At 71.4% G+C, this 24000-nt stretch carries 19 protein-coding genes; 13 read left to right on the forward strand and 6 right to left on the reverse strand.

Features of this window, described 5'->3' with window-relative positions:
• Window positions 1-6: 6 nt before the first annotated feature.
• Window positions 7-1557 carry an acyl-CoA synthetase gene (locus KY5_RS38805; protein ID WP_098246591.1) on the forward strand — a complete coding sequence of 517 codons (1551 nt, stop codon included), beginning with the start codon at window positions 7-9 and terminating at the stop codon, window positions 1555-1557.
• A gap of 53 nt (window positions 1558-1610) precedes the next feature.
• On the opposite strand, the gene KY5_RS38810 is transcribed toward KY5_RS38805, so the two are convergent.
• Window positions 1611-4013 carry a penicillin acylase family protein gene (locus tag KY5_RS38810; RefSeq protein WP_098246592.1) on the reverse strand — a complete coding sequence of 801 codons (2403 nt, stop codon included), beginning with the start codon at window positions 4011-4013 and terminating at the stop codon, window positions 1611-1613.
• 285 nt (window positions 4014-4298) lie between these two features.
• On the opposite strand from KY5_RS38810, the gene KY5_RS38815 reads away from it, so the two are divergent.
• Together KY5_RS38815 and KY5_RS38820 are read left to right on the forward strand one after the other, a co-directional pair.
• Window positions 4299-5051, forward strand: a complete 753-nt coding sequence (locus tag KY5_RS38815) for a dienelactone hydrolase family protein (RefSeq protein ID WP_098247774.1) — start codon at window positions 4299-4301, stop codon at window positions 5049-5051.
• A gap of 90 nt (window positions 5052-5141) precedes the next feature.
• A complete protein-coding gene (locus tag KY5_RS38820; protein WP_098246593.1) occupies window positions 5142-6668 on the forward strand; it encodes a fatty acyl-CoA synthetase in 1527 nt (508 codons plus the stop codon).
• Window positions 6669-6703: 35 nt separating this feature from the next.
• On the opposite strand, the gene KY5_RS38825 is transcribed toward KY5_RS38820, so the two are convergent.
• The gene (locus KY5_RS38825) at window positions 6704-7054 is read right to left on the reverse strand and encodes a helix-turn-helix transcriptional regulator (protein ID WP_098246594.1); all 351 of its coding nucleotides are present in this window, start codon (window positions 7052-7054) and stop codon (window positions 6704-6706) included.
• A gap of 260 nt (window positions 7055-7314) precedes the next feature.
• Here KY5_RS38825 and KY5_RS38830 point away from each other — a divergent pair, with 260 nt between their 5' ends.
• Complete coding sequence (locus KY5_RS38830; RefSeq protein ID WP_234363083.1) at window positions 7315-8034, forward strand: ANTAR domain-containing protein; 720 nt, start codon at window positions 7315-7317, stop codon at window positions 8032-8034.
• 48 nt (window positions 8035-8082) lie between these two features.
• Here KY5_RS38830 and paaK read toward each other — a convergent pair whose 3' ends face one another.
• Window positions 8083-9375, reverse strand: coding sequence for a phenylacetate--CoA ligase PaaK (gene paaK, locus KY5_RS38835; RefSeq protein ID WP_098246596.1), 1293 nt, complete (start codon window positions 9373-9375; stop codon window positions 8083-8085).
• 176 nt (window positions 9376-9551) lie between these two features.
• Here paaK and KY5_RS38840 point away from each other — a divergent pair, with 176 nt between their 5' ends.
• Together KY5_RS38840 and KY5_RS38845 are read left to right on the forward strand one after the other, a co-directional pair.
• Complete coding sequence (locus tag KY5_RS38840; protein ID WP_098247775.1) at window positions 9552-10397, forward strand: alpha/beta fold hydrolase; 846 nt, start codon at window positions 9552-9554, stop codon at window positions 10395-10397.
• A 79-nt stretch (window positions 10398-10476) separates the two neighbouring features.
• Window positions 10477-11124 carry a chorismate mutase gene (locus KY5_RS38845; RefSeq protein ID WP_098246597.1) on the forward strand — a complete coding sequence of 216 codons (648 nt, stop codon included), beginning with the start codon at window positions 10477-10479 and terminating at the stop codon, window positions 11122-11124.
• Window positions 11125-11126: 2 nt separating this feature from the next.
• Here the strand turns inward: KY5_RS38845 and KY5_RS38850 are convergent, their stop codons facing one another.
• The gene (locus KY5_RS38850) at window positions 11127-12746 is read right to left on the reverse strand and encodes an acyl-CoA synthetase (RefSeq protein WP_098246598.1); all 1620 of its coding nucleotides are present in this window, start codon (window positions 12744-12746) and stop codon (window positions 11127-11129) included.
• Between the two features lie 220 nt (window positions 12747-12966).
• Between KY5_RS38850 and KY5_RS38855 the strand changes: the two genes are divergently transcribed.
• From KY5_RS38855 to KY5_RS38885, 7 genes are all read left to right on the forward strand, one after another.
• Window positions 12967-13767: a crotonase/enoyl-CoA hydratase family protein gene (locus tag KY5_RS38855; RefSeq protein WP_098246599.1), complete on the forward strand. Its 801-nt coding sequence runs from the start codon at window positions 12967-12969 to the stop codon at window positions 13765-13767.
• Window positions 13768-13874: 107 nt separating this feature from the next.
• The gene (locus tag KY5_RS38860) at window positions 13875-14834 is read left to right on the forward strand and encodes a Zn-ribbon domain-containing OB-fold protein (protein WP_098246600.1); all 960 of its coding nucleotides are present in this window, start codon (window positions 13875-13877) and stop codon (window positions 14832-14834) included.
• Complete coding sequence (locus tag KY5_RS38865) at window positions 14835-15914, forward strand: thiolase domain-containing protein (RefSeq protein ID WP_418952852.1); 1080 nt, start codon at window positions 14835-14837, stop codon at window positions 15912-15914. It abuts the gene before it with no gap.
• A gap of 5 nt (window positions 15915-15919) precedes the next feature.
• The gene (locus tag KY5_RS38870) at window positions 15920-17086 is read left to right on the forward strand and encodes a thiolase domain-containing protein (RefSeq protein WP_098247777.1); all 1167 of its coding nucleotides are present in this window, start codon (window positions 15920-15922) and stop codon (window positions 17084-17086) included.
• A gap of 107 nt (window positions 17087-17193) precedes the next feature.
• Window positions 17194-17436: a DUF397 domain-containing protein gene (locus tag KY5_RS38875; protein WP_098246601.1), complete on the forward strand. Its 243-nt coding sequence runs from the start codon at window positions 17194-17196 to the stop codon at window positions 17434-17436.
• A gap of 209 nt (window positions 17437-17645) precedes the next feature.
• Window positions 17646-18146: a hypothetical protein gene (locus KY5_RS38880; RefSeq protein WP_098246602.1), complete on the forward strand. Its 501-nt coding sequence runs from the start codon at window positions 17646-17648 to the stop codon at window positions 18144-18146.
• Between the two features lie 147 nt (window positions 18147-18293).
• The gene (locus tag KY5_RS38885) at window positions 18294-20648 is read left to right on the forward strand and encodes a glycosyl hydrolase family 95 catalytic domain-containing protein (RefSeq protein WP_098246603.1); all 2355 of its coding nucleotides are present in this window, start codon (window positions 18294-18296) and stop codon (window positions 20646-20648) included.
• A 109-nt stretch (window positions 20649-20757) separates the two neighbouring features.
• On the opposite strand, the gene KY5_RS38890 is transcribed toward KY5_RS38885, so the two are convergent.
• Window positions 20758-21720 (reverse strand): helix-turn-helix domain-containing protein, encoded by a 963-nt coding sequence (locus tag KY5_RS38890; RefSeq protein ID WP_098246604.1) that lies wholly within the window; start codon window positions 21718-21720, stop codon window positions 20758-20760.
• 94 nt (window positions 21721-21814) lie between these two features.
• Window positions 21815-23806 (reverse strand): N-acetylmuramoyl-L-alanine amidase, encoded by a 1992-nt coding sequence (locus KY5_RS38895; RefSeq protein WP_199843443.1) that lies wholly within the window; start codon window positions 23804-23806, stop codon window positions 21815-21817.
• Between the last annotated feature and the right edge of the window lie 194 nt (window positions 23807-24000).

Genomic DNA, 24000 nt, shown 5'->3' on the forward strand with positions numbered 1-24000 from the left:
ACAGCCATGAGCACACCCCCCAACGGCTTCTGGGCCCAGGCCGCGGCCGACCCGGAACGCACCGTCCTGATCGCCCCCGACGGCGAGCCGTGGACGGCGGGGCGCCTGCACGCGGCCGTCAACCAACTGGTGCACGGGCTGCGCGACGCGGGCCTCGAGCGCGGCGACGCGTTCGCCGTGGTGCTGCCCAACGGCGTCGAGTTCCTCACCGCGTACCTCGCCGCCTCCCAGGCCGGGTTCTACCTCGTGCCGGTCAACCACCATCTGGTCGGGCCCGAGATCGCCTGGATCGTCGCGGATTCGGGGGCCAAGGTCCTGATCGCGCACGAGCGGTTCGCCGACGCGGCGACCGCCGCCGCCGACGAGGCGGGCCTCCCGGCCACCCACCGCCACGCCGTCGGGGACCTACCGGGGTTCCGTCCCTACGCCGCACTCCTGGACGGCAAGCCCGAGTCCCCGCCCGCCGACCGCACCCTCGGCTGGGTCATGAACTACACCTCGGGCACGACGGGACGCCCGCGCGGCATCCGCCGTCCGCTGTCGGGCAAGCTCCCCGAGGAGTCCTACCTCGGCGGCTTCCTCGGCATCTTCGGCATCAAGCCGTTCGACGGCAACGTGCACCTGGTGTGCTCGCCGCTCTACCACACGGCCGTACTCCAATTCGCGGGCGCCGCCCTGCACATCGGGCATCCGCTGATCCTGATGGACCGGTGGACGCCCGAGGAGATGCTGCGCCTCATCGACACCCACGCCTGTACGCACACCCACATGGTGCCGACCCAGTTCCACCGCCTGCTCGCGCTGCCCGACGCGACGAGGGCCGCGTACGACGTGTCCTCGATGCGGCACGCCATCCACGGCGCCGCGCCCTGCCCCGACCACGTGAAGCGGGCCATGATCGAGTGGTGGGGCGAGTGCGTCGAGGAGTACTACGCGGCCAGCGAGGGCGGCGGCGCCTTCGCCACCGCCGAGGACTGGCTGAAGAAGCCGGGTACGGTCGGGAGGGCTTGGCCCATCAGCGAGTTGGCGGTCTTCGACGACGACGGGAACAAGCTGCCGCCCGGCGAGCTCGGCACCGTCTACATGAAGATGAACACGGGCGGATTCTCGTACCACAAGGACGAGTCGAAGACGAAGAAGAACCGCATCGGTGACTTCTTCACCGTCGGTGACCTCGGCGTCATCGACGAAGAGGGCTACCTCTTCCTGCGCGACCGCAAGATCGACATGATCATCTCGGGCGGCGTCAACATCTACCCCGCCGAGATCGAGTCGGCGCTGCTCACGCACCCCGCGGTCGCGGACGCCGCGGCCTTCGGGATCCCGCACGACGACTGGGGCGAGGAGGTCAAGGCCGTCGTCGAGGTCGCCGAGGGACGCGAGGCGGGCGACGCGCTCGCCGCCGAGATCCTCGCCCACTGCGAGCGACAACTCGCGGGCTACAAGAGGCCCAAGACCGTCGACTTCATCGAGACGATGCCCCGCGACCCGAACGGCAAGCTGTACAAGCGCCGCCTGCGCGAGCCGTACTGGGAGGGGCGCGAGCGGGCGTTGTGAGGACGTGCACCCGGGCCCGTACCGTGGGTGTGCGGCACAGGCCCGGGGGTGGTTCAGCGGTGCTCGCGCACCCGCACCACCTTCAGGTGCGGATCGGCCAGGACGTCCTTCTCGCAGAAGCGCGACGTCACCCAGCGCTCCTTCGAGTACAGCTTCGTCTGGTCGCTGTAGTGGGCCGAATTGGGGTTGGCGGACTGGGAGTACGACAGGAGCGTGCGGGCCTTCGGGCAGCGGCCCTCGCCCCAGCCGACCGCCTGGATGTGGCTGGAGCCGTGGACGACCTCGGTGTAGCCGCCCTTGGCGTCCCAGGACGCCTCGATCTTGTTCCAGACACCGAGCGCCTCCGTGCCGCCGTGGATCGGGATGCGCTTTCCGCCTCGTACGACGTACTGGTGGGCGCCGAGCGGGGCGTCCAGGGCGATGTCCGCCGCGGCCAGCTCGGACACCGTGTCGGCGAGTGCCTTGCCGAACTCGGGTGACGTGGTGTCCAGCGTGTTCGGGGTGCGCACCGGGTCGGCGGCGGAGAACGGCACCTTCCACAGCCGCGCGTCCGGCACGGCCGCCGTCAGCTTCCGCCAGAAGCGGTCGAAGAGCAGCGCGCCACGGCTTTCGGTATTCATCGTGTGGTCCCAACGGCCCAGCACCCGGCACGCCTTGCGGACGTCCACGGTTCTGCCGTCGGTGCCGGCCGCGGTGCCACCCGGCAGGGCCGCACAGGCCCTCGCCGCGTCGTCCGCCGCGAGATCCGCCACGGGAACACGGTTGGCGAACTGCTGGCGTCGCAGGTCGTCGACGGTGAGTCGGCCCTTGCGCGCCATCGCCGAGACGTTCTCGACGGCACCACGGGTGCGCAGCGAGCGCTGGGTGCCGACCGTGCCGAAGATCCGCTCGTAGCCGGTGATCGGCCGGTCGGCGTTGGCCAGCCAGGCACTGTCGTTGGAGTTCTCGACGTAGCGGGCGTCTTCGAGGCCCGGCATGCGGGAGGGGCCGAAGATGCCGGGCTGCACCGCGTCCTCGTCCGAGCCGAGCGCGCAGTCCTCGCGCGAGCCGTCGAGCACCGCGACGCCCGACGCCGGGTAGGTGACCTTGCCGAGGGCCGTGCTGCACCGCGCCGCCAGGTCGTCGGTGATCCGGGGGAGCACCTGCGACTGGGTGAACAGCGAGTGCCCGTGCCGGTCCGCCGCCACCGTGTTGACCCAGGGCAGCCCCTGGGTGTCGCTCAGGGACTTCAGGATGCCGTCGGTGGAGCGGGCCTTGCCGAAGCCGAGGTCGGTGTCGCTGCCGCGCAGGTTCGCGGAGTTGGGGTCGTTCAGGGCGTACGCCGTGGTGGCGGACCAGGGGAGCGGCAGCTGCGGACCGAGGTTGGCCACGACCGGGCCGTAGCGGGTCCACCACTGGGTGCGCGTCACCGGGGTGCCGTCCTTGACCGGCACCGTGACCGCGCGCCGGGTCATCTTGTGCGGCTTGCCGTCCACCAGATACGTCGTCGGGTCGGCCGGGTCGAGCGTCAGCTGATGCAGGTTCAGGGGCACGCCGGTCGCCACGGTGTGGCTCCACGCCACGTCGCCGTTGAAGCCGATGTTGACCACGCCGGTGCCGAGCAACGAGGCGCCGGAGACGTTCAGTTCACCGGGGATGGTCTGCTGCGACTGCCAGAAGCGGCGCCCGCCGTGCCAGGGGTAGTGCGGATTGCCGAGCAGCAGCCCCTTGCCGTTCGCGGTGGCCTTTCCGCTGAACGCGACGGCGTTGGAGCCCATGTCGGCGTCCTTCGTCGCGAACATGTCGCGGGCCGCCGCCGCGGAGCGCCGCGGGTCGGCCGTGCGCTCCTTCGCCCCCGCGGCCGGCGGTGCGGCGGCGGTGATGCCGTCGATGCCGCGCCCCTGCCCGCCGAGCACCTGCACGGCATAGCCCTGGCGTGCCACGTCGAGGGCGCTGATCGGGCGGACCCAGGCGGCCTTGGCGCAGGCCGGGTCGGTGACGCGGTTCTGTTTCAGCCACGCGTTGTAGCCCGCGGCGAACCCGCGCATCAGCTCCTTGGCGTCCCGGCTCGGACCGGCGGGGGCGGGCTCGGCGAGCAGCTTCTCCACGGTGCGCGCCTCGCGCACGCCGCCGAAGTACAGATCGCTGTTGAGGTTCGTGGACGCCGACGACAGGGCGGAGCCGGGGGCGGCGTCGGGCCCGAAGTACCGGGAGCGCTCGCCCCGGACGGTCAGATAGCCGTCGGCCAGCGTGCACACCTGGTCGGCGGCCTGCGCCCAGCCGGTGCCGAAGCCGAGGTCCGCGTAGTCATCGGCGAGGATGTGCGGAATGCCGTACTGCGTGTAGCGGATGGTGGCGTGCAGGCCGCCGCCCGACGGACGGTCGTCGTCGCGGGCCGCGGCCCCGGCCGGTAGCAGGGCGACGGAAGTCAGCAGCGTGACCCCGACGGCGGCCAGGCGTCTCGTGCGCGTGCGCATGGTGCCTCCCAACGGCGTTGAGGGAAGGAGCGGTTGAGCGTACCAAGCGGTTGGTCATTTGGGGCTGTGGTGTTTCCGTCCAGGTGCGACGGGCCCGCACCCGGGCCCAGGGGCGTGAACCGGCCAAACGAACGGCGAAATCCGGCCCGCTCGGCGATCTTCGGTCATGATCTGCCCATGGGATGTGGCCGCGTCCGGGGCTCGCGAGTCATGCTGACCGCAGATGCCGGGTCCGATCCGTCAGGGGCCGCGTCCCGGCATCGGACCGAGGAAGGAAGATCCACCATTCCCACCACGTCATTGTCGATAACCACCCCCGACGGCCTGGCCGACGCCTTCGCGGCCTTTCCCGACGGGGGCGAGCGGTACCCCGGAGTGCTGATGTACCCGGACGTCTTCGGCGTCCGGCCCGTGATCGAGCGGATGGCCCGCGAACTGGCCGGGCACGGGTACTACGTCCTCGTCCCCAACCTCTTCTACCGGCACGGCCCCGCCCCGGTGGTCGAACTCCCCGAGCACATCGGGGACGAGGCCCGGCCCGCGATCTTCGAGCGGCTGCTGCCGCTGGTCCAGGAACACACCACCGAGCGCGTCCTGCGCGACGCCGACGCCTACCTCACGTTCCTCACCGGACGGCCCGAGGTCGCCGAAGGACCGGTCGGCGTCACCGGCTACTGCATCGGCGCCGCCCTGGCGATGCGCACCGCGACGGCCCACCCGGACAAGGTGGCCGCCGTCGCAGGGTTCCACCCGGGCTTCATCGTCACCGACGCCCCCGACAGCCCGCACCGCCTCGTCTCCCGGCTCACCGCCGAGGTCCATCTCGGTCTCGCCGAGGGCGACTTGACCCCCGAGGCCATCGCCGAACTCGACCAGGCCCTGTCGGCCGCGGGCGTCGAGCACCACACCGAGATCTACCCCGGCACCCGCCACGGCTTCACCATGGCCGACACCGACGCGCTCCACGCCGAGGGGCTGCGGCGCCACTGGGAGCGGCTCCTGGCGCTCCTCGACCGCACCGTGGCGGCCAAGGGCTGACAGTCGATTCACCGAAGTTGCCCCCGGTGATCACGGAATCGCGGGTGTCCTCCCTTGACCGGAGCGTCGCGCGCGACACAGGATCACGCCATGACGGGCACCGGGGGCAATCAGGTCGACGCCGTACTCTCGCGCAGCGCGCGCCGCACGCCGGAGCGCATCGCGCTGCGCTACGGCGAGCGGACCTGGACGTACCGCGCACTCGACGACGCGGTGAGCGAGGCTGCCGCCTTCCTCATGGCCGAACGGCTCGGGCACGGTGCCCGGGTCGGTGCGTACGGGCACAACTCCGACGCGTACCTCATCGGCTTCCTGGCCTGCTCCCGTGCGGGGCTGGTCCATGTGCCGATCAACCACAACCTCACGGGCGAGGACCTGCGCTACATCGTCGAGCAGTCGGGCAGCGCCGTCGTGCTCGCCGACCCGGTGCTGCAGCACCGGCTGCCCGACACCACACGGGTGCTGCCGCTGCGCGACGCCACGGGCTCACTCCTCGAACACGCGAGCCGCAGCGAGCAGGGCGGGACCCACGTCTTCGTGGGCGACAACGACGGCGGTGAACTGGCCCAACTGCTCTACACGTCGGGGACGACCGCGCTCCCCCGGGGCGCCATGATGTCCCACCGCGCCCTCGTCCACGAGTACGCGAGCGCCATCGCCGCCCTGGACCTCAAGGAGACGGACAAGCCGGTCCACTCGTTGCCGCTCTACCACTCGGCGCAGCTGCACGTCTTCCTCATGCCGTACCTGGCGATCGGCGCCGAGAACACGATCCTGGACGCGCCCGACGCCGAGCGGATCTTCGAGCTCGTCGAGGCGGGGCGCGCCGACAGCCTGTTCGCGCCGCCGACCGTGTGGATCGGCCTCGCGAACCACCCCGGATTCGCCAGGCGCGACCTGAGCGCGCTGCGCAAGGCGTACTACGGGGCGTCGATCATGCCGGTGCCGGTCCTGGAGCGGCTGCGGTCGCGGCTGCCGGGGCTCGGCTTCTACAACTGCTTCGGGCAGAGCGAGATCGGCCCGCTCGCCACCGTCCTCGGACCCGACGAGCACGAGGGTCGCATGGACTCCTGCGGGCGTCCCGTCCTGTTCGTCGAGGCGCGCGTCGTCGACGAGCGCGGCTGGGAGGTGCCCGACGGCACCCAGGGCGAAGTCGTCTACCGCTCACCGCAGTTGTGCGACGGCTACTGGGACAAGCCGGTGGAGACGGCGGAGGCGTTCCGTGACGGCTGGTTCCACTCCGGGGACCTCGCCGTGCGGGACGCCGACGGCTATTTCACCGTCGTCGACCGGGTCAAGGACGTCATCAACTCCGGTGGCGTGCTCGTCGCCTCACGCCAGGTCGAGGACGCGCTGTACGAGCACGCGGGCGTCGCGGAGGCGGCGGTGGTCGGGCTGCCGGACGAGCGCTGGATCGAGGCGGTCACCGCGGTCGTCGTGCGCGCCGCCACGGGTGCCGGCAGGGCACTCACCGAAGCGGGACTGATCGCCCACGCCCGCGAGAAGCTCGCGCACTTCAAGGCGCCCAAACGGATCCTGTTCGTGGACGAACTGCCGCGCAACGCCAGCGGCAAGATCCTCAAGCGGGAGCTGCGGGACCGCTTCGGCGGACGGTAGCCCGGCACGGCCGGGCCCCGGAGCGTCCGGCACGGTCAGGCCGTCGCGTGGCGTCGGTCCTCGCCCCCGGAGGAGTTGGCGCGGTCTGCTTCGTCGCGGGCGAGCAGGGAGAGCAGGGAGGCCACGGCCAGGCCGGATTCGGCCGGGTGGCGCAGCACCTTGCTGGGATCGATCTCGTACGCGTTGCCGCGCCCCTCCTTGGTGTGGGAGAGATATCCGTCCTGTTCCAGGTCGGCGATGATCTTCTGAACAGCGCGGTCGGTGAGCCGGCAGTGCGCGGCGATGTCGCGGATGCGGGCGGTGTGGTCGTCGGCGATGGCCGCCAGTACGCGTGCGTGGTTGGTGAGGAACGTCCATCCGGTGTGTGGCTCGGGTACTCCATCCATGCGCCAACTGTAGGACGTGCTATGCGCGTTTTCAAAAACACGTACTCGATTTCAGGTATCAGTTGACGTGTGTGCGGAACTGCGTGCAGCCTAAGAACGGCGGATGGCAACGACGAGAGGGAGATGCCATGCCGGACCTCGCACACTCGCAGCAGCAGCCCCTCCCTCGGGAGGGTGCCGGACACGACAAGGGCAGTCGCCCCGCAGTGCCTCTGCCCGGCCCGCCGGTCCCGCGTGCGCCAGGCACGGGCAGGCGCGTCATGATCGTGCGAGGGGATCTCGACCTGGACGCCGCCCAACGGCTCAGGCCCGACCTGTGCGTTGCTCTCAATCACGCCGCCGAAGGCATCGACCTGGACCTGCGGGACGTGGACTTCTGCGACTGCTCCGGTCTCAACGTCCTGCTCGGACTGCGGCGGCAAGCCGTGAAGGCGGGCAAGACGGTCACCATCCGCGCCTGTAGCCCGACGATGGAGCGGGTGCTCGAACTGACCGGGACGCGCGGCCTGTTCATGCCGCTGGACGAAGCCGAGGACGGGGACGAGGGCGGGGACGAGGGCCGTGAGCGGGGAGTGACCGTGGCGCACCCGGTGGTCCACGAGACGGCCCGCCCGGAATCGGATCAGGAATCCGATCAGGATCTGCACGTCGTGGTGGCCCAGTTGCGCAGGGCGATGATGACCCGGCCGACCATCGACCTGGCCCGCGGCATCCTGATGTCCTCCTTCAGCCTGAGCCCGGAGGCGGCCTGGGAGGTCCTGGTCACCGCATCGCAGAACACGAACACCAAGCTGTACGTGCTGGCCGAGGACGTGGTGGGCACCGTGCGGGGCGGTGCCCTGCACGAGTCCGTACGCAAGCAGCTGGAGGCCGCGGTCGCGAAGGTGACCACGGTGTACGCGGGAGCGGAGGCGAGTGCGGTACCCGATCTGGCCGTCGTCGCGGCCGACGCCTGCCCGTCGTCGGACGGCGTGCTCTGACGGGCCGTGCCCCGACCCCGCGGCCCGTGGCGCGGGGTCAGGACCGTCTCAGTCCCGCAGGTCCACGATCCGCTTGAACTTGCCCACCGACCGCTCCAGCGTCTCCGGATCGACGATCTCGACGCCCACCGAGACGCCGACGCCGTCCTTCACCGCCGCCGCGATCTCCCGGGCGGCCGCGTCGCGCCGCTCGGGCGGGGTGTCCGCGCGCGCCTCGGCCCGCACCGTCAGGGCGTCCATGCGTCCCTCGCGGGTCAGGCGCAACTGGAAGTGCGGGGCGATGCCCGCCGTACGCAGGACGATCTCCTCGATCTGGGTGGGGAAGAGGTTGACGCCCCGCAGGATCACCATGTCGTCGCTGCGGCCCGTCACCTTCTCCATCCGGCGGAAGATCCGTGCCGTACCGGGGAGCAGACGCGTCAAGTCCCGTGTCCGGTAGCGGACCACGGGCATGGCCTCCTTGGTGAGCGAGGTGAACACCAGCTCGCCGAGTTCGCCGTCCGGCAGCGCCTCGCCCGTGATCGGGTCGATGATCTCGGGGTAGAAGTGGTCCTCCCAGATGTGCAGCCCGTCCTTGGTCTCCACGCACTCCTGGGCGACGCCGGGGCCGATCACCTCGGAGAGCCCGTAGATGTCCACCGCGTCGATCGCGAACCGCTCCTCGATCTCGCGGCGCATCTCCTCCGTCCACGGCTCGGCACCGAAGATGCCGACGCGCAGCGAGGTCGTCCGGGGATCGACGCCCTGTCGCTCGAACTCCTCCAGGAGCGTGAGCATGTACGAAGGGGTCACCATGATGATCTCGGGGCGGAAGTCCTGGATCAGCCGGACCTGGCGCGCGGTCATGCCGCCGGAGGCGGGGATCACCGTGCAGCCGAGCCGCTCGGCTCCGTAGTGCGCGCCGAGACCGCCGGTGAACAGGCCGTATCCGTACGCGACATGGACCTTGTCACCGGGGCGGCCGCCCGCGGCGCGGATGGAGCGCGCGACCACGTCGGCCCACATGGACAGATCCTGCTCGGTGTACCCGACGACCGTGGGCAGCCCCGTCGTACCGCTGGAGGCGTGCAGACGGCGCACCTCGGACTGCTCGACCGCGAACATCCCGAAGGGGTAGTTGGCCCGCAGGTCGTCCTTGCTGGTGAAGGGGAACCGCGCCAGGTCGGCCAGGGAACGGCAGTCGTCGGGACGCAGGCCCGCCTTGTCGAACGCGGCCCGGTAGAACGGGACGTTCTCGTACGCGTGCAGCAGGGTGTCCTGGAGGCGTTCGAGCTGCAGGGCCGCGAGTGCGTCGGGGCCGAGCCGCTCCGTCGCGTCGAGGAGTAGCGGCAAACGCGTCATAGGGAATGCTCCCGTCCTGAACGGGCGACCGATCATTCGGTCGTCGATCTTCTGTGAGGCTCAGTAATCCAGGCCGACAGGTGGTCGTCAAGAGATCGGGCAAGACCGCGTCGAGCTGGGGCGTTACGTTCCAGGAGCATTGCCCGGGTGCGACACGGGATGTGATGATCTTCTTCATGCCGACCTTCAGCGCGTTCGACGGAACCGAGCTTGCTTACCACGAGAAGGGGGAGGGCGAGCCCCTGATCTGTCTGCCGGGCGGGCCGATGCGGGCCTCCGCCTACCTCGGCGATCTCGGCGGACTCACCGCGTACCGGAAGCTGATCCTGCTCGATCTGCGCGGCACCGGCGGTTCGGCGCTCCCGAAGGATCCGGCCTCCTACCGCTGCGACCGGATCGTCGACGACGTCGAGGCGCTCCGCGAGCACCTCGGGCTCGACCGGATCGACCTCCTCGCGCACTCGGCGGGCGGCAACGTGGCCACCCTGTACGCGGCCCGCCACCCCAAGCGGGTCCGGGCCCTCGCGCTGATCACGGCCGCCAGCCAGGCGGTCGGCCTCACCGTGACCGTCAAGGACCACCTGGACGCCGTGGCGGTGCACCAGGGCGAGCCCTGGTATCCGGCGGCCGTGGCCGCGCTGAAGGAGATCGAGGCCGGGGGCAGCCCCGCGAACGCGAGCGAGGCGCTGGCGCCGCTGGCGTACGGCCGCTGGGACGAGGCGGCCCGTGCGCACCAGGCGGCCAGCGCGTCGGAGAAGAACGCGGAAGCCGCCGCTGCCTTCTACGGAGACGGCGCCTTCGACCCGCCTGCGACCCGCGCCGCCCTGGCGGAGCTGGCCGCGCCGGTGCTCGTCCTCGCGGGGGAGTACGACGGGGGCCCGAACCCCGCGCACGCCGAGGAGCTCGCCGGGCTCTTCCCCGGCGGCGTGCGTCAAGTGCAGCCGCGCGCCGGGCACTTCCCGTGGCTCGACGACCCCGAGTGGTTCGTGCGGCGGGTGGCGGGCTTCCTCGCCCAGGACTAGCCGTTCCCGGCCGGTGCGGACGCGTTGGTGCTCGTACGATGGGGCGCCGACCGGAAACGATCGCCTGAGGGGATCCCCCGTGCAGCTCACCTCGACCGTGTCCCGCTGTCTGACCGCCGGCGCCCTGGCGGCCGCCCTGCTCGCCGGAGGCGGCGCGGCCGTCGCGGCGCCCGCGCGGCCGTCCGGGCCCGCACCCGCGCCCGTCGCCATGGCGTCGCACGGCCCGTACGCCCGCCTGCATGCGCTCGCCGACCTGTCCGCGCAGCGGCTTGCCACCGCCGACCTCGTCGCGGCCGCGAAGTACGGCACGGACAGCCCCATCGACGACCCGGCCCGCGAGAAGCAGGTCCTGGACGCGGTGGCCGCGCAGGCGCGGGAGATCGGCGCCGACCCCGAGGCGACCGTGCGGATCTTCCGCGACCAGATCGAGGCGAACAAGGTCGTCCAGCGGGGCCTCTTCCGGCGCTGGGACGCCGATCCGTCCCAAGCGCCGACCGAGCGGCCCGACCTCGCGGAGGTCCGCAAGGAGATCAACCGGATCAACGGCGAGCTGGTACGGGGCATCGCCGCGTCGCCGGACGCGCGGACGGCGCCGTATTGCGGGGGAGTGCTCACCGCCGCGGCGGTCCACGTCAGGCACGAGAACCGGCTCGACGCCCTGCACGCGGCGGCGCTCGGGCGGGCGCTGGGGTCGGTCTGCGCGTCCCGGCCCCAGCCTCAGGTATAGCCCTAGACCTGGCCCTCGGCCGCCACCGCCTTCGCCCACCGGTAGTCCGCCTTGCCGCTGGGCGAGCGCTGTATGTGGTCGGTGAAGACCACCGCGCGGGGGATCTTGTACCCGGCGAGCAGGGTGCGGCAGTGGGTCTGGACCGCTTCCAGGTCCAACGAGGGCGCGTCCGCGCGGAGTTGGACGACGGCGGCGACGCGGTTGCCCCAGCGCTCGTCGGGCACCCCGGCGACCAGCGCGTCGTACACGTCCGGATGGGACTTCAGGGCCTGCTCGACCTCCTCGGGGTACACCTTCTCGCCGCCCGTGTTGATGCACTGCGAGCCGCGCCCGAGCACGGTGACGATGCCCTGGTCGTCGACCGTCGCCATGTCGCCGAGCAGCACCCAGCGCTCGCCGTCCTTCTGGAAGAAGGTTTCGGCCGTCTTGCGCGGGTCGTTGTAGTAGCCGAGCGGGACGTGGCCGCGCTGGGCCAGGCGGCCGGGCTCGCCGACCGGTACCGGCTCGTGCGTCGCGAGGTCGACCACCTGGGTGCGCTCGTTGACCTCCAGGCGGAAGCCCTTCTCGGGTCCCGAGTCGTCCGTCGCCTTGCCGTTGGAGCCGGACTCGGACGAGCCGAAGTTGTTGAGGAGCAGCACGTTGGGCACGAGCGCCTGGAACTGGGCGCGGACCGTCTCCGACATGATCGCCCCGGACGAGGAGACGCTGAAGAGGGAGGAGAGGTCGGTGCCCTTGAGCGGGCCGTGCAGCGCGTCGATGAGGGGCCTGAGCATCGCGTCGCCGACCAGGGAGACGCTGGAGACCTTCTCCCGCTCGATCGTACGGAGCACCTCTTCGGGGACGTACTTGCTGTGGATGACCACCCGCTGGCCGTAGTTGAACGCGATGAACGACGTCAGCGTGGACGTGCCGTGCATCAGCGGCGGGGTGGGGAAGAAGGTGAGCCCGGGGCTGCCCGCGGCGACCCGCTCGGCCAGTTCCTCGGGGCGCTTGACCGGCTCGCCCGTCGGCTCGCCGCCGAAGAGGCCGGCGAAGAACAGGTCCTCCTGGCGCCACATGACGCCCTTGGGCATGCCGGTCGTGCCGCCGGTGTAGATGATGAACTGGTCGTCGGCCGACCGCGGCCCGAAGCCGCGCTCCGGTGATCCTGCGGCCTCCGCGTCGGTGAACGCCACCGCGTCGAGCGCGGGCGCGTCGGCGGGCGGCGTGCCGACCCGCACCAGGTGCCGCAGCTTCTCCGTGCGCGGCACCGCCGCCGCGACCCGCTCGGTGAACTCGGCGTCGAAGACGAGCGCCGCGAGGTCCGCGTCGCGGTAGAGGTAGACCAACTCCTCTTCCACGTAGCGGTAGTTGACGTTGACGGGCACGAGGCGTGCCTTGAGGCAGCCGAGGACCGTCTGGAGGTACTCGACGCCGTTGTACAGGTGCAGGCCCAGGTGCTCGCCCGGTTTCAGGCCGCTGTCGATCAGGTGGTGCGCGACGCGGTTGGCGGCCGCGTCCAGTTCCGCGTAGGTGAGGCGGCGCTCCGCGCCGGTGCCGGGATGGTCGACATGGACGAGCGCCTCGCGGTCCGGGACCACGTCGACGACCGACTCGAACAGGTCGGCAAGGTTGTACTCCACCGCGCTCCTCCTGACCCCGGCGCCCACTCTGACGTCTCGCTTGGCGGTCATCAGAGCAGAGGCACCCCCAACTGGGAAGGGCCGCCGCACAAGAAAACTGACTGGGTGTCAGAAAACTATTGAACTGGCTCCCCGCCTACTGCAACCTGTTCCAGGTCCGGAGCCGACAGGCCCGCCGACCGGCGGTCGTCGGCGCAGGCCGATGGAGGGAGCACGGCACATGGGTGGGACGGAACACCTCACCGTGCGGCGCGAAGGCGCCACACTGATACTCACGCTGAACAGGCCCGAAGCGAAGAACGCCCTCTCGCTGCCGATGCTCGTGGGCCTGTACGACGGCTGGCTGGAGGCCGACGCGGATGACCGGGTCCGCTCGATCGTGCTCACCGGCGCGGGTGGCGCGTTCTGCGCGGGCATGGACCTCAAGGCCCTCGCGGGCAAGGGCATGGACGGGCAGGAGTACCGGGACCGGATGACGGCCGACCCCGATCTGCACTGGAAGGCGATGCTGCGCCACCACCGCCCCCGCAAGCCCGTCGTCGCGGCCGTCGAGGGGTACTGCGTCGCGGGCGGCACCGAGATCCTCCAGGGCACCGACATCCGCGTCGCGGGCGAGTCCGCGACGTTCGGGCTCTTCGAGGTCAAGCGCGGGCTCTTCCCCATCGGCGGATCGACGGTCCGGCTGCCGCGGCAGATTCCCCGTACGCATGCGTTGGAGATGTTGCTTACGGGTCGGCCCTACTCGGCCGCGGAGGCCGCGTCCATCGGGCTCATCGGGCACGTGGTGCCGGACGGTGCCGCACTGGAGAAGGCGCTGGTCATCGCCGAGCAGATCAATGCGTGTGGGCCGTTGGCCGTGGAAGCGGTGAAGGCGTCGGTCTACGAGACCGCTGAGATGTCCGAGGGGGACGGGCTTGCGGCCGAGCTGAAGCGGGGGTGGCCGATCTTCGACACCGCTGATGCGAAGGAGGGCTCCAGAGCCTTCGCGGAGAAGAGGGCTCCTGTTTTCCGGCGTGCGTAGGGCGTCGTTCGGCTGCGGGTTCGTTGTGGCTCGTCGCGCAGTTCCCCGCGCCCCTGAAGGGGCTTCCCTGCGTCCCCCGATCATTTCTGCGAAACGGAGATCCGCTCATGGCTTCTGCTCCCTCGCCCGAGGTGCTGCGTGCGCCTCTGGTCGTCGAGTTTCCGTTCACCCGGTCCCTCGGGCCCGTGCAGAGCGCTTTCCTCACCGGGCTGCGTGAGCGCACCGTGCTCGGGGTGCGGACCGGCGACGGCAGGACGCTCGTCCCGCCCGTCGAGTACGACCCCGTGACCGCCGAAGAGATACGCGAGCTGGTCGAGGTCTCCGACACGGGCACCGTGACCACCTGGGCCTGGAACCACGAGCCCCGGCGTGGTCAGCCGCTCGACACCCCCTTCGCCTGGGTGCTCGTGAAGCTGGACGGCGCCGACACCGCGCTGCTGCACGCCCTCGACGTGCCGGGGCCCGACGCCGTGCGCAGCGGCATGCGCGTGCGGATCCGGTGGGCCGACGAGCGGGTCGGCGCCATCACGGACATCGCCTGCTTCGAGGCGTACGAGGGCGGGGACGCCGTGCGACCGGCGCCCCACAGCGGCGAGTTCGCCGACCCCGTGACCGGGATCGTCGCGGCCGCGCGGCTCGACTACACCTACTCGCCGGGCCGTGCGCAGAGCGCGTACATCGGCGCCCTCGCCGAGCGGAGGACCGTCGGCGAGCGCTGCCCGTCCTGCCGCAAGGTGTACGTGCCGCCGCGCGGCGCCTGCCCCACCTGCGGCGTGGCCACGGCCGAGCGGGTGGAGGTCGGACCGCGCGGCACCGTCACGACGTACTGCATCGTCAACATCAAGGCGAAGAACCTCGACATCGAAGTGCCGTACGTCTACGCCCACATCGCCCTCGACGGCGCCGACCTCGCCCTGCACGCCCGCATCGCGGGAATCCCGTACGACCAGGTCCGCATGGGCCTGCGCGTCGAACCGGTCTGGACCGAGGGTGGCCGTTTCCCCGACCACTACCGGCCCACCGGCGAGCCCGACGCCGACTACGACACGTACAAGGAGCTGGTGTAGATGGCGCCCCGCAAGCCGTCCGTGATGCGGCCCGCCCGCGAGGTGGCGATCGTCGCCTTCGGGCAGACCCGGCACCAGCGGTCCACCGACGAGCTCTCCGAGGTGGAGATGCTCATGCCGGTGCTGCACGAGGTCCTCGCCGCCACCGGCCTGAAGACCAGCGACATCGGCTTCACCTGCTCGGGCTCGTCCGACTACCTGGCGGGGCGGGCCTTCTCCTTCACGATGGCCCTCGACGGAGTGGGCGCCTGGCCGCCGATCTCCGAGTCGCACGTCGAGATGGACGGCGCCTGGGCGCTGTACGAGGCGTGGACGAAACTCCAGACCGGCGAGGCGGACACCGCGCTCGTGTACTCCTACGGGAAGTCGTCGCCCGGCTCCGTGCGCGACGTCCTGACCCGGCAGCTCGACCCGTACTACGTGGCCCCGCTCTGGCCCGACGCCGTGGCGCTCGCCGCGCTCCAGGCGCAGGCGCTCATCGACGCGGGCGACACCGACGAGCCCGCACTCGCCGGGATCGCCACGCGCAGCCGGGCATCGGCCGACGCCAACCCCCATGCGCAACGCGGCAGTTCGGCCGGTCAGGGAGACTACGCCGTACGACCCCTGCGCAGGGGCGACTGCCCGCCGGTCGGCGACGGGGCCGCCGCGGTGATCCTGGCCGCCGGGGACCGCGCGCGTGACCTGTGCGAGCGGCCCGCCTGGATCCGGGGCATCGACCACCGCATCGAGGCGCACGCGCTCGGCGTCCGCGACCTGACCGAATCGCCCTCGACACGTCTCGCCGCCGAGCGGGCGGGCGTCTTCGAACGGCCCGTGGACACCGCCGAGTTGCACGCGCCCTTCACCTCCCAGGAGGTCGTCCTGCGCAAGGCCCTCGCACTCGGCGACGACGTCGAGGTGAACCCCTCGGGCGGCGCGCTCGCCGCCAACCCCGTCATGGCCGCGGGCCTCATCCGGCTCGGCGAGACCGCCGCCCGCATCCACCGGGGCGCGTCGGACAGGGCCGTCGCGCACGCCACGTCAGGTCCCTGTCTCCAGCAGAACCTCGTCGCCGTCCTCGAAGGAGACGCGTCATGAGTGAGGTGGGCAAGGAGCCGGTCGCCGTCGTCGGCATCGGCCAGACCAAGCACGTCGCCGCACGGCGGGACGTGTCCATCGCGGGACTCGTCCGCGAGGCCGCCCAACGTGCCCTGGCCGACGCCGAGTTGACCTGGGTCGACATCGACGCCGTGGTCATCGGCAAGGCGCCCGACTTCTTCGAGGGCGTCATGATGCCGGAGCTGTACCTCGCCGACGCGCTCGGCGCGGTCGGCAAACCCATGCTGCGCGTGCACACCGCGGGTTCCGTCGGCGGCTCCACCGCGCTCGTCGCCGCGAACCTCGTCGCGGGCCGCGTCCACGGCACCGTCCTGACCCTCGCCTTCGAAAAGCAGTCGGAATCCAACGCGATGTGGGGGCTCTCGCTGCCCATCCCGTTCCAGCAGCCGCTCCTCGCGGGCGCGGGCGGCTTCTTCGCCCCGCACGTACGCGCCTACATGAGGCGCACCGGAGCCCCCGACTCGGTCGGCTCCCTCGTCGCGTACAAGGACCGGCGCAACGCCCTGAAGAACCCCTACGCGCACCTCCACGAGCGGGACATCACCCTGGAGAAGGTCCAGGCGTCGCCGATGCTCTGGGACCCGATCCGCTACTCGGAGACCTGCCCGTCCTCCGACGGCGCCTGCGCGATGGTCCTCACCGACCGCGCGGGCGCGGCCCGTGCGCCCCGGCCGCCCGCCTGGATGCACGGCGGCGCGATGCGCAGCGAGCCCACGCTCTTCGCGGGCAAGGACTTCGTGTCGCCCCAGGCGGGCAAGGACTGCGCGGCCGACGTCTACCGGCAGGCGGGCATCGCGGATCCGCGCAGGGAGATCGACGCCGTCGAGATGTACGTGCCGTTCTCCTGGTACGAGCCGATGTGGCTGGAGAACCTGGGCTTCGCCGCGGAGGGCGAGGGCTGGAAGCTCACCGAGTCCGGCGTGACGGAGCTCGAGGGCGATCTCCCGGTGAACATGTCGGGCGGCGTCCTGTCCACCAACCCGATCGGCGCGTCCGGCATGATCCGCTTCGCCGAAGCGGCACTCCAGGTGCGCGGGCAGGCGGGCGAACACCAAGTGGAGGGCGCCCGCAGGGCACTTGGCCACGCCTACGGAGGCGGCTCCCAGTTCTTCTCCATGTGGCTCGTCGGAGCCGAGCCGCCCACCACCTGAACGGCCGTGCGCGCGGGACGGGCGGCGGCCTTGTCGCCGCGGCCTGTCCGGCACCCGAAGCGAAAGCTAGGCTGGCGCCGGACGACGCACTCGGGAGGAGCACGGACGTGGCCGAAAGCACCACTCAGCAGCACCCGTTCATGGGCTGGGACAAGCCCCAGCTCGACCTCAGCACGGCCGACTGGCGATCGAGCAGCGAAGGGCGCGGGGACGTGGAGATCGCCTTCGTCGAAGGGTTCGTCGCGATGCGCAACGGGGGGCGGCCGGAGAGCCCGTCCCTGATCTTCACCCCCGCGGAGTGGGGGGCGTTCGTCCACGGGGCACGTGCGGGCGAGTTCGACCTGACGTAGCGCTGCGCGCGGCTCGGTCGTCTGCGGGCCCGTCGTGGCTGGTCGCGCAGTTCCCCGCGCCCCTGGACAGCACCGGGGCTCGTGCCCCGTCAGGGGCGCGGGGAACTGCGCGATCAGCCCCCACCCACCTGCGCCGAAGGATACGGCCGGGAGCCTCCGGGGGCCGGGGCCCGCTCAGGGGAACGCCGCGCGACACGTACCATGGGCGCATGTCCTTCCTCCGCCGCCGCAGCGCCGCCACACCCGCGGGCCCGGACTTCGATGTCCTGGCCATGGATCCCGGTGACTGGCCCGGCAACCTCGGCGCGGGCCTGCTGCCCGCACCCGACGGCAGCTGCCAGGGCGTCTTCCTGCGCTACGACCTGTTCGGCGGGCGCGGGCCCGCGATGATCATCGGCAACCTTCCCGAGGGGTCCCCGGCCCGGGAGATCGCCGACGGAGAGGTGCCCTTCGAGGTCGCGCAGCTGCTGATCGCCCTGGAGAACGACGAGGAGATCACGGTCGTCTCCTCGGAGGACATGCCGGTGATGCAGGGGGACAACCTCCTCATCGTGCGCCGTCTGAAGCTGTCGGAGAGCCGGATCTCCTGTGTGCAGTTCGACCGCAGTGACAACGTCCTCGTGACGATCGCCGCCTGGGACAGGCCGATCACCGACGACCTCTACGCGCTCCTGAAGCCGCTGCCCGCGGAGCTCTTCCAGCAGGGCTGACAGCAGGGCCGACAGCAGCGCCCGCCACATTCGTCCAAGCGCCGCCCTGTTCCGTCCAAGGAACGGGGCGGCGCTCTGTCTTGCCAGCCAGTCATCGGACTTTTAACGTGACCGGTCATGACTCAGGGGATGACGCGAAGGACCACGATGAAGTCCGCGCTGGGCGGGGCAGCCGCCGTAGCGGCGGGCGGAGGCGGGCTCGCAGGCGCCGTCGCGGGCAGCGCGGAGGCGGCGGAAGGTGGGGGATCACCCAGAGAGCCATCCGATGAATCTCTGCTCTGGTATCGGATGCCCGCCGCCGACTGGGAGCGCGAGGCCCTCCCCATCGGCAATGGAGCCCTGGGCGCCATGGTCTTCGGAACCCTCGCCACCGAGCGGCTCCAGTTCAACGAGAAGACCCTGTGGACGGGCGGTCCTGGCTCCCGGGAGGGCTACGACTTCGGCAACTGGCGCGCGGCGCGGCCCGGCGCGCTCGACGCCGTCCGCGCGGAGCTCGACGAGAAGGGCAGGCTCGCCCCCGACGCGGTCGCGGGCGAGCTCGGTCAGGCCCGGCGCGGCTACGGGGCGCACCAGACGTTCGGGGACCTGCGCATCGACGTGCCGGGGACGCCGGACGCGCCGGACGGCTCGTACCGTCGGAGCCTCGATCTGGGTCAGGGCCTCGCCACGGTCGTCTATCGCCGTCAACAGGTGCTCCACCGCAGGGAGTTCTTCGCCTCGTACCCGGACGGCGTGATCGTCGGCAAGCTCTCCGCGGCGCGCGCCGCACAGGTCACCTGCACCCTGCGGTACACCTCGCCGCGCGCCGATTCCACGGCGCGGGCCGCCGGGGACCGGATCACCGTGCGCGGCCAACTCGCGGACAACGGGCTCGTGTTCGAGGCCCAGATCCGGATCGCGCACCGGGGCGGCACCCGCACCGCGCACGCCGACGGGAGCGTCACGGTGACCGGCGCCGACCACGTCTGGTTCGTCCTCGCCGCGGGCACCGCGTACGCCGACACCTATCCCGACTACCGGGGCGACGACCCGCACGCCGCCCTCACCCGTACCGTCGACGCGGCAGTCGCCCAGGGCCACGACGCCCTGCGCGCCCGCCACCTGCGCGATCACCGTGCCCTCTTCGACCGCGTCACCCTCGACATCCGTCAGGCCCTGCCCGCCGACGTCCCGACCGACCAGCTCCTCAAGCAGTACGCGGGAGGAACGAGCGCCGCCGACCGGGCCCTGGAGGCGCTTTTCTTCCAGTACGGCCGCTATCTGCTCATCGCCTCGTCGCGCGCGGGGTCGCTGCCCGCCAACCTCCAGGGCGTGTGGAACAACAGCACCACGCCTCCCTGGTCGGCGGACTACCACACCAACATCAACCTCCAGATGAACTACTGGCTCGCCGAGGCGGCCAACCTGCCGGAGACCACCGCTCCGTACGACCGGTTCGTCGAGGCCCTGCGCGCGCCGGGGCGCCGCACGGCCAAGGAGATGTTCGGCAGCCGGGGCTGGGTCGTGCACAACGAGACCAATCCGTACGGCTTCACCGGCGTGCACGACTGGTCGACCGCCTTCTGGTTCCCCGAGGCCGCGGCCTGGCTGACCGCGCAGCTCTACGAGCACTACCGCTTCGGCAGCTCCACGGACTACCTGCGCTCCACCGCGTACCCCGCGATGAAGGAGGCCGCCGAGTTCTGGCTCGACAACCTGCGCACCGACCCGCGCGACGGCACGCTCGTCGTCACGCCGAGCTACTCGCCCGAGCACGGCGACTTCTCGGCGGGCGGCGCCATGGCCCAGCAGATCGTCCACGACCTGCTCACCAACACGCTGGAGGCGGCCCGCACGCTCGGCGAGTCACGGGCGTTCCGCGTCGAGCTGGAGCAGGCCCTCGACGCGCTCGACCCGGGCCTGCGCGTCGGCTCCTGGGGGCAGCTCCAGGAGTGGAAGGCGGACGTGGACGACAAGAACGACGACCACCGGCACGTCTCCCACCTCTACGCCCTGCACCCCGGACGCCAGATCGAGCCGGGCAGCCGGTGGGCCGACGCGGCGAAGGTCTCCCTGACGGCGCGCGGCGACGGCGGCACCGGCTGGTCCAAGGCGTGGAAGATCAACTTCTGGGCACGCCTGCGCGACGGCGACCACGCGCACAAGATGCTCGGCGAACAGCTCACGTTCTCGACCCTGCCCAACCTCTGGGACACCCACCCGCCGTTCCAGATCGACGGCAACTTCGGCGCGACCTCCGGCATCGTGGAGATGCTGCTCCAGAGCCAGCACGACGTCATCGAGGTACTGCCCGCGCTGCCCGCGGGGTGGCCCGAAGGAGCGGTGCGCGGCCTCAGGGCGCGCGGCGGCGCCACCGTCGACATCGAGTGGTCGGCGGGGCGGGCCAGCCGCATCGTCGTGCGGGCGACGCGCACCCGTGAACTCACCGTGCGCAGCGACCTGTTGAGCGGTGGGAGGCGCACGTTCAAGGCGCGGGCCGGGCAGCGGTACGTCTTCGTGTGACCGGGAGATGGTCCTCGGCTCCGTGCGAAGCCGAGGACCAGGCTCCCCCCTCTGGTGCCCTCCCATCGTGCCGCGCTCCGGCCGCCGCGAGTTGGCGATGCGCGCGGTGTTACTTGTCGTTGCGCGCAGACCGTCCCGGAGGCGGCGTGCCCTGCGGCGCCGTCCGGCGCAGTTCCCTGGGAGAGACCCCGTACGCGGCGCGGAACGCCCTGCTGAAGTCCGCGGGGCGCAGGAGCCCCCACCGGGCGGCGACGACGCTGATGGGGCGGTGCCGCAGCCTGGGATCGAGGAGATCGGCGTGGCAGCGCGCCAGGCGCCGTCGGCGGATCGAGGCCGCCACCGTCTCGCCCTGCTGATGGAAGAGCGAGTGCAGGGAGCGCAGGGAGATGTGGTGGTGGGTCGCGACGGCCGCGGGTGTCAGCTCCGGATCGCCGAGGTTGTGGTCGATGAAGGCGTTGACGCGCGACAGCATGGCCTGTCGGCGGGTGTCGGCCGGCAGCTCCTCGTACGCGCCGAGGTGCTGGGCCAGACCGGCTGCCGCCAGGTCGAGGGTCACCGTGCCGAGCCGGTCCAGCTCACCGGGGGCGCAGTCGGGGCCGAAGGTGTGCAGCGAGGAGACGAACCGGGCGAGGATCGCTCCCATGCCGGTGCGGACCGACAGGGGCCTGGCGAGGAGCTGGCGCACTCTGTTCACCGGCAACGGCAGTTCGTCGTTGGGCAGTTGAATGATGACCACCTCGGTGTTGCGCCCTCGGTCGGGCACCTCGCCCTCGAACGGCTGCGAGAGGTCGAAGAGCACCATGTCGCCGAAGACGAGCCCCGAGTCCTGGCGCCGCTGGCTGATCCACAGCGGGCTGCCGGACACGAACGTCAGCTGATACGTGCCCGGGTCGGATCGCCGGACGTCCGCCCAGGTCCGGCTCAGATGCGCGGGCGGGCTGCTGAACGCGGCCACCCGCACGGAACCGAGGTCGGTCAGGGTGAGGGGCGCGAGCTCGCGGGAGACCAGCTCGCTCCAGAACGGAAGCTGATCCCGCGTAGGCAGATCCTTGTTCGACGTGCTCAGCCACATGTCCGCACCTCCTGGTGGAGTCCGACATGCGCCGGATCCGGGCCCGCCCCCACGCGGACCCGGACCCGGCCTTCACGGCGGCTCTGCGGTGGTGCTACGAACCCGACCGCACCACCCGCACATCGGCGGCCCGCACGTACCCGACGCGGTGCCCGTACTGAATGACGTAGTACATGTCCTTGCCGCGCACCACCCTGTGCGGCGCGGTGTCGAACGTCGGCGAGTAGAAGTACTCGCCCGGCACCTTGTCACCGATCACGTACCGCTGGCCCGCCAGGATCTTGTACGGCAGCGGCGAGACCGTCTGCACGGGGACGCCCGCCGGGTACGCCTCCTTCTCCGGGTAGGCGCGGCCGTACACGGGAACCTCGGTGGCGCCCTCCTTCGGCGTCACCACGTACCCCTTGGCGTCGACGGCCGTGGGCTGCTTCTTCGGGTTCTTGAACCACGCCTTCTGGCCCAGGTACCAGACGGCCGTCCAGTCGCCCTGGCGGTCGGCGACCGCGTACTGCTGGCCGGTCGAGAGCCGCGGCCCCGTGTCGTTCACGTCGAGCGTGGAGTCCTGGCCGCCAGGCCGCTTGCCGATGTCCTTGATCAGCGGAGCGTCGTCACGCGGCTCGGTGTGGACGCGGACCGCGGTCGAACCGTGCGGCACGCACGTCTCACCGGGCTTGACGCAGCCCGTGTACTCCGGCCGGTTCTTGGCGTAATCGGGCGCCACCGTGACCAGGCCGCCGTTCGGGCCCGCGGTGCGGTGGAACGGCTTGCCGAGCAGCGTGAAGTAGTGCTGCCAGTCCCAGTACGGGCCAGGGTCCGTGTGCATCCCCGGGATCGACGACGTGACGGTGCCCTGCACGTTGTCGTGGCCGAGGATGTGCTGCCGGTCCAGCGGGATGTCGTACTTCTTCGCGAGGTACTTCACCAGGCGGGCCGACGAGCGGTACATGGCCTCCGTGTACCAGGTGTCGGGCGCGGTGAGGAAGCCCTCGTGCTCCAGGCCGATCGACTTGGAGTTCACGTACCAGTTGCCCGCGTGCCAGGCGACGTCCTTGGCCTTCACGTGCTGGGCGATGTGCCCGTCGGTGGAGCGCAGCGTGTACTGCCACGACACGTACGTCGGGTCCTGCACCAGATTCAGGACGCCCTCCCAGCGGCCCTCGGTGTCGTGGATGACGATCGTGTCGATGCTCTGCGACTTCGGCCGGTCCGACAGGTCGTGGTTGCCGTAGTCCGGGTTGCCCTGGGGGTCCTTGAACTCCTCGTACGGCGCGGGGATCCACTCGCAGGAGACGGTCCTCGGGCACTCGGTCTCACCCGCGGCGGCCTTGCGCAGCCCCATGCGCCGCAGTTGCGCGGGGTCGGTCCGCAGCCCCCGGTCGGCCGAGAGCGTGACGCGCTGGCCGGAGTCCGTGACGCGGTGCTCGCCGTCGCGCATGACGGCGAACACGTCATTGGCGTACGACGCGGCGGTGGCTCGGTCGTCCGCACCGGAGAAGCGGGCGATGGCGCCGTACCAGTCGGCGGGGTCGGCGCTCAGCGGCTTGCCGAGCTCCCGCTGGGCCGCGGCGAGCAGCGCGGCGCCGCCCTCGACGTTGGCGGCGGCATCCGTGCGCAGTTGCGCGGCCGAGCGGCCGGTGAGTTCGGCGGCGCGGGGCAACGTCTTGAGCCTGGCGGGGAGTTGGGAGTCCGCGGGGACCTTCGTCTTCGGCGGGAGCGCCGGGCGCGAGGTGTCGCCGCGCGGGTCCTCCTTGCCCTCGCCGTGGTGCGGGGCCTCGGCGATGGCGGTCCTGGCGTCGGTCAGGTGCATGGGGCCGTAGCCGCCGGTCACGCTGGCCGCGCCGCCGTGCGCGTCCCAGCGTGACTGGAGGTACGAGACGCCGAGCAGCACGCTCTGGGGAACGTGGTACTCGGCGGCGGCGGACGCGAAGGCGTCCTGCAGCCCTGCTGCGGGCGCCTGTTCGGGGGCGCTCGCCGAAGGGGCGGCGCCGAGCAGCGGAATCAGCAGGCCGGCCGACGCGAGGGCGCCCACCGTCCTGACGGTTCGTCTGCGCGCGTACGAGGTAGGGGCGGTGTCGGATCCTCGCAATGCAGCCTCCTGGGCCGATGAAGCGTGACGGGGCGTGCGGGGCCGGGCGTGCGTCAGTGGTACCGGCTCTCCGACGATCCGTCAATCATGCCCAGAGGAGGGGATTTCCCATGTCAGCGCCGGTACCGGCGAGTTACGCACAGGTTTTCGCCAAGGGAGCCTCCACCGCCTGCGGTGCGTCAGTGGAGTGGACC

The sequence above is a fragment of the Streptomyces formicae genome (assembly GCF_002556545.1).
Taxonomy (GTDB): Bacteria; Actinomycetota; Actinomycetes; order Streptomycetales; family Streptomycetaceae; genus Streptomyces; species Streptomyces formicae_A.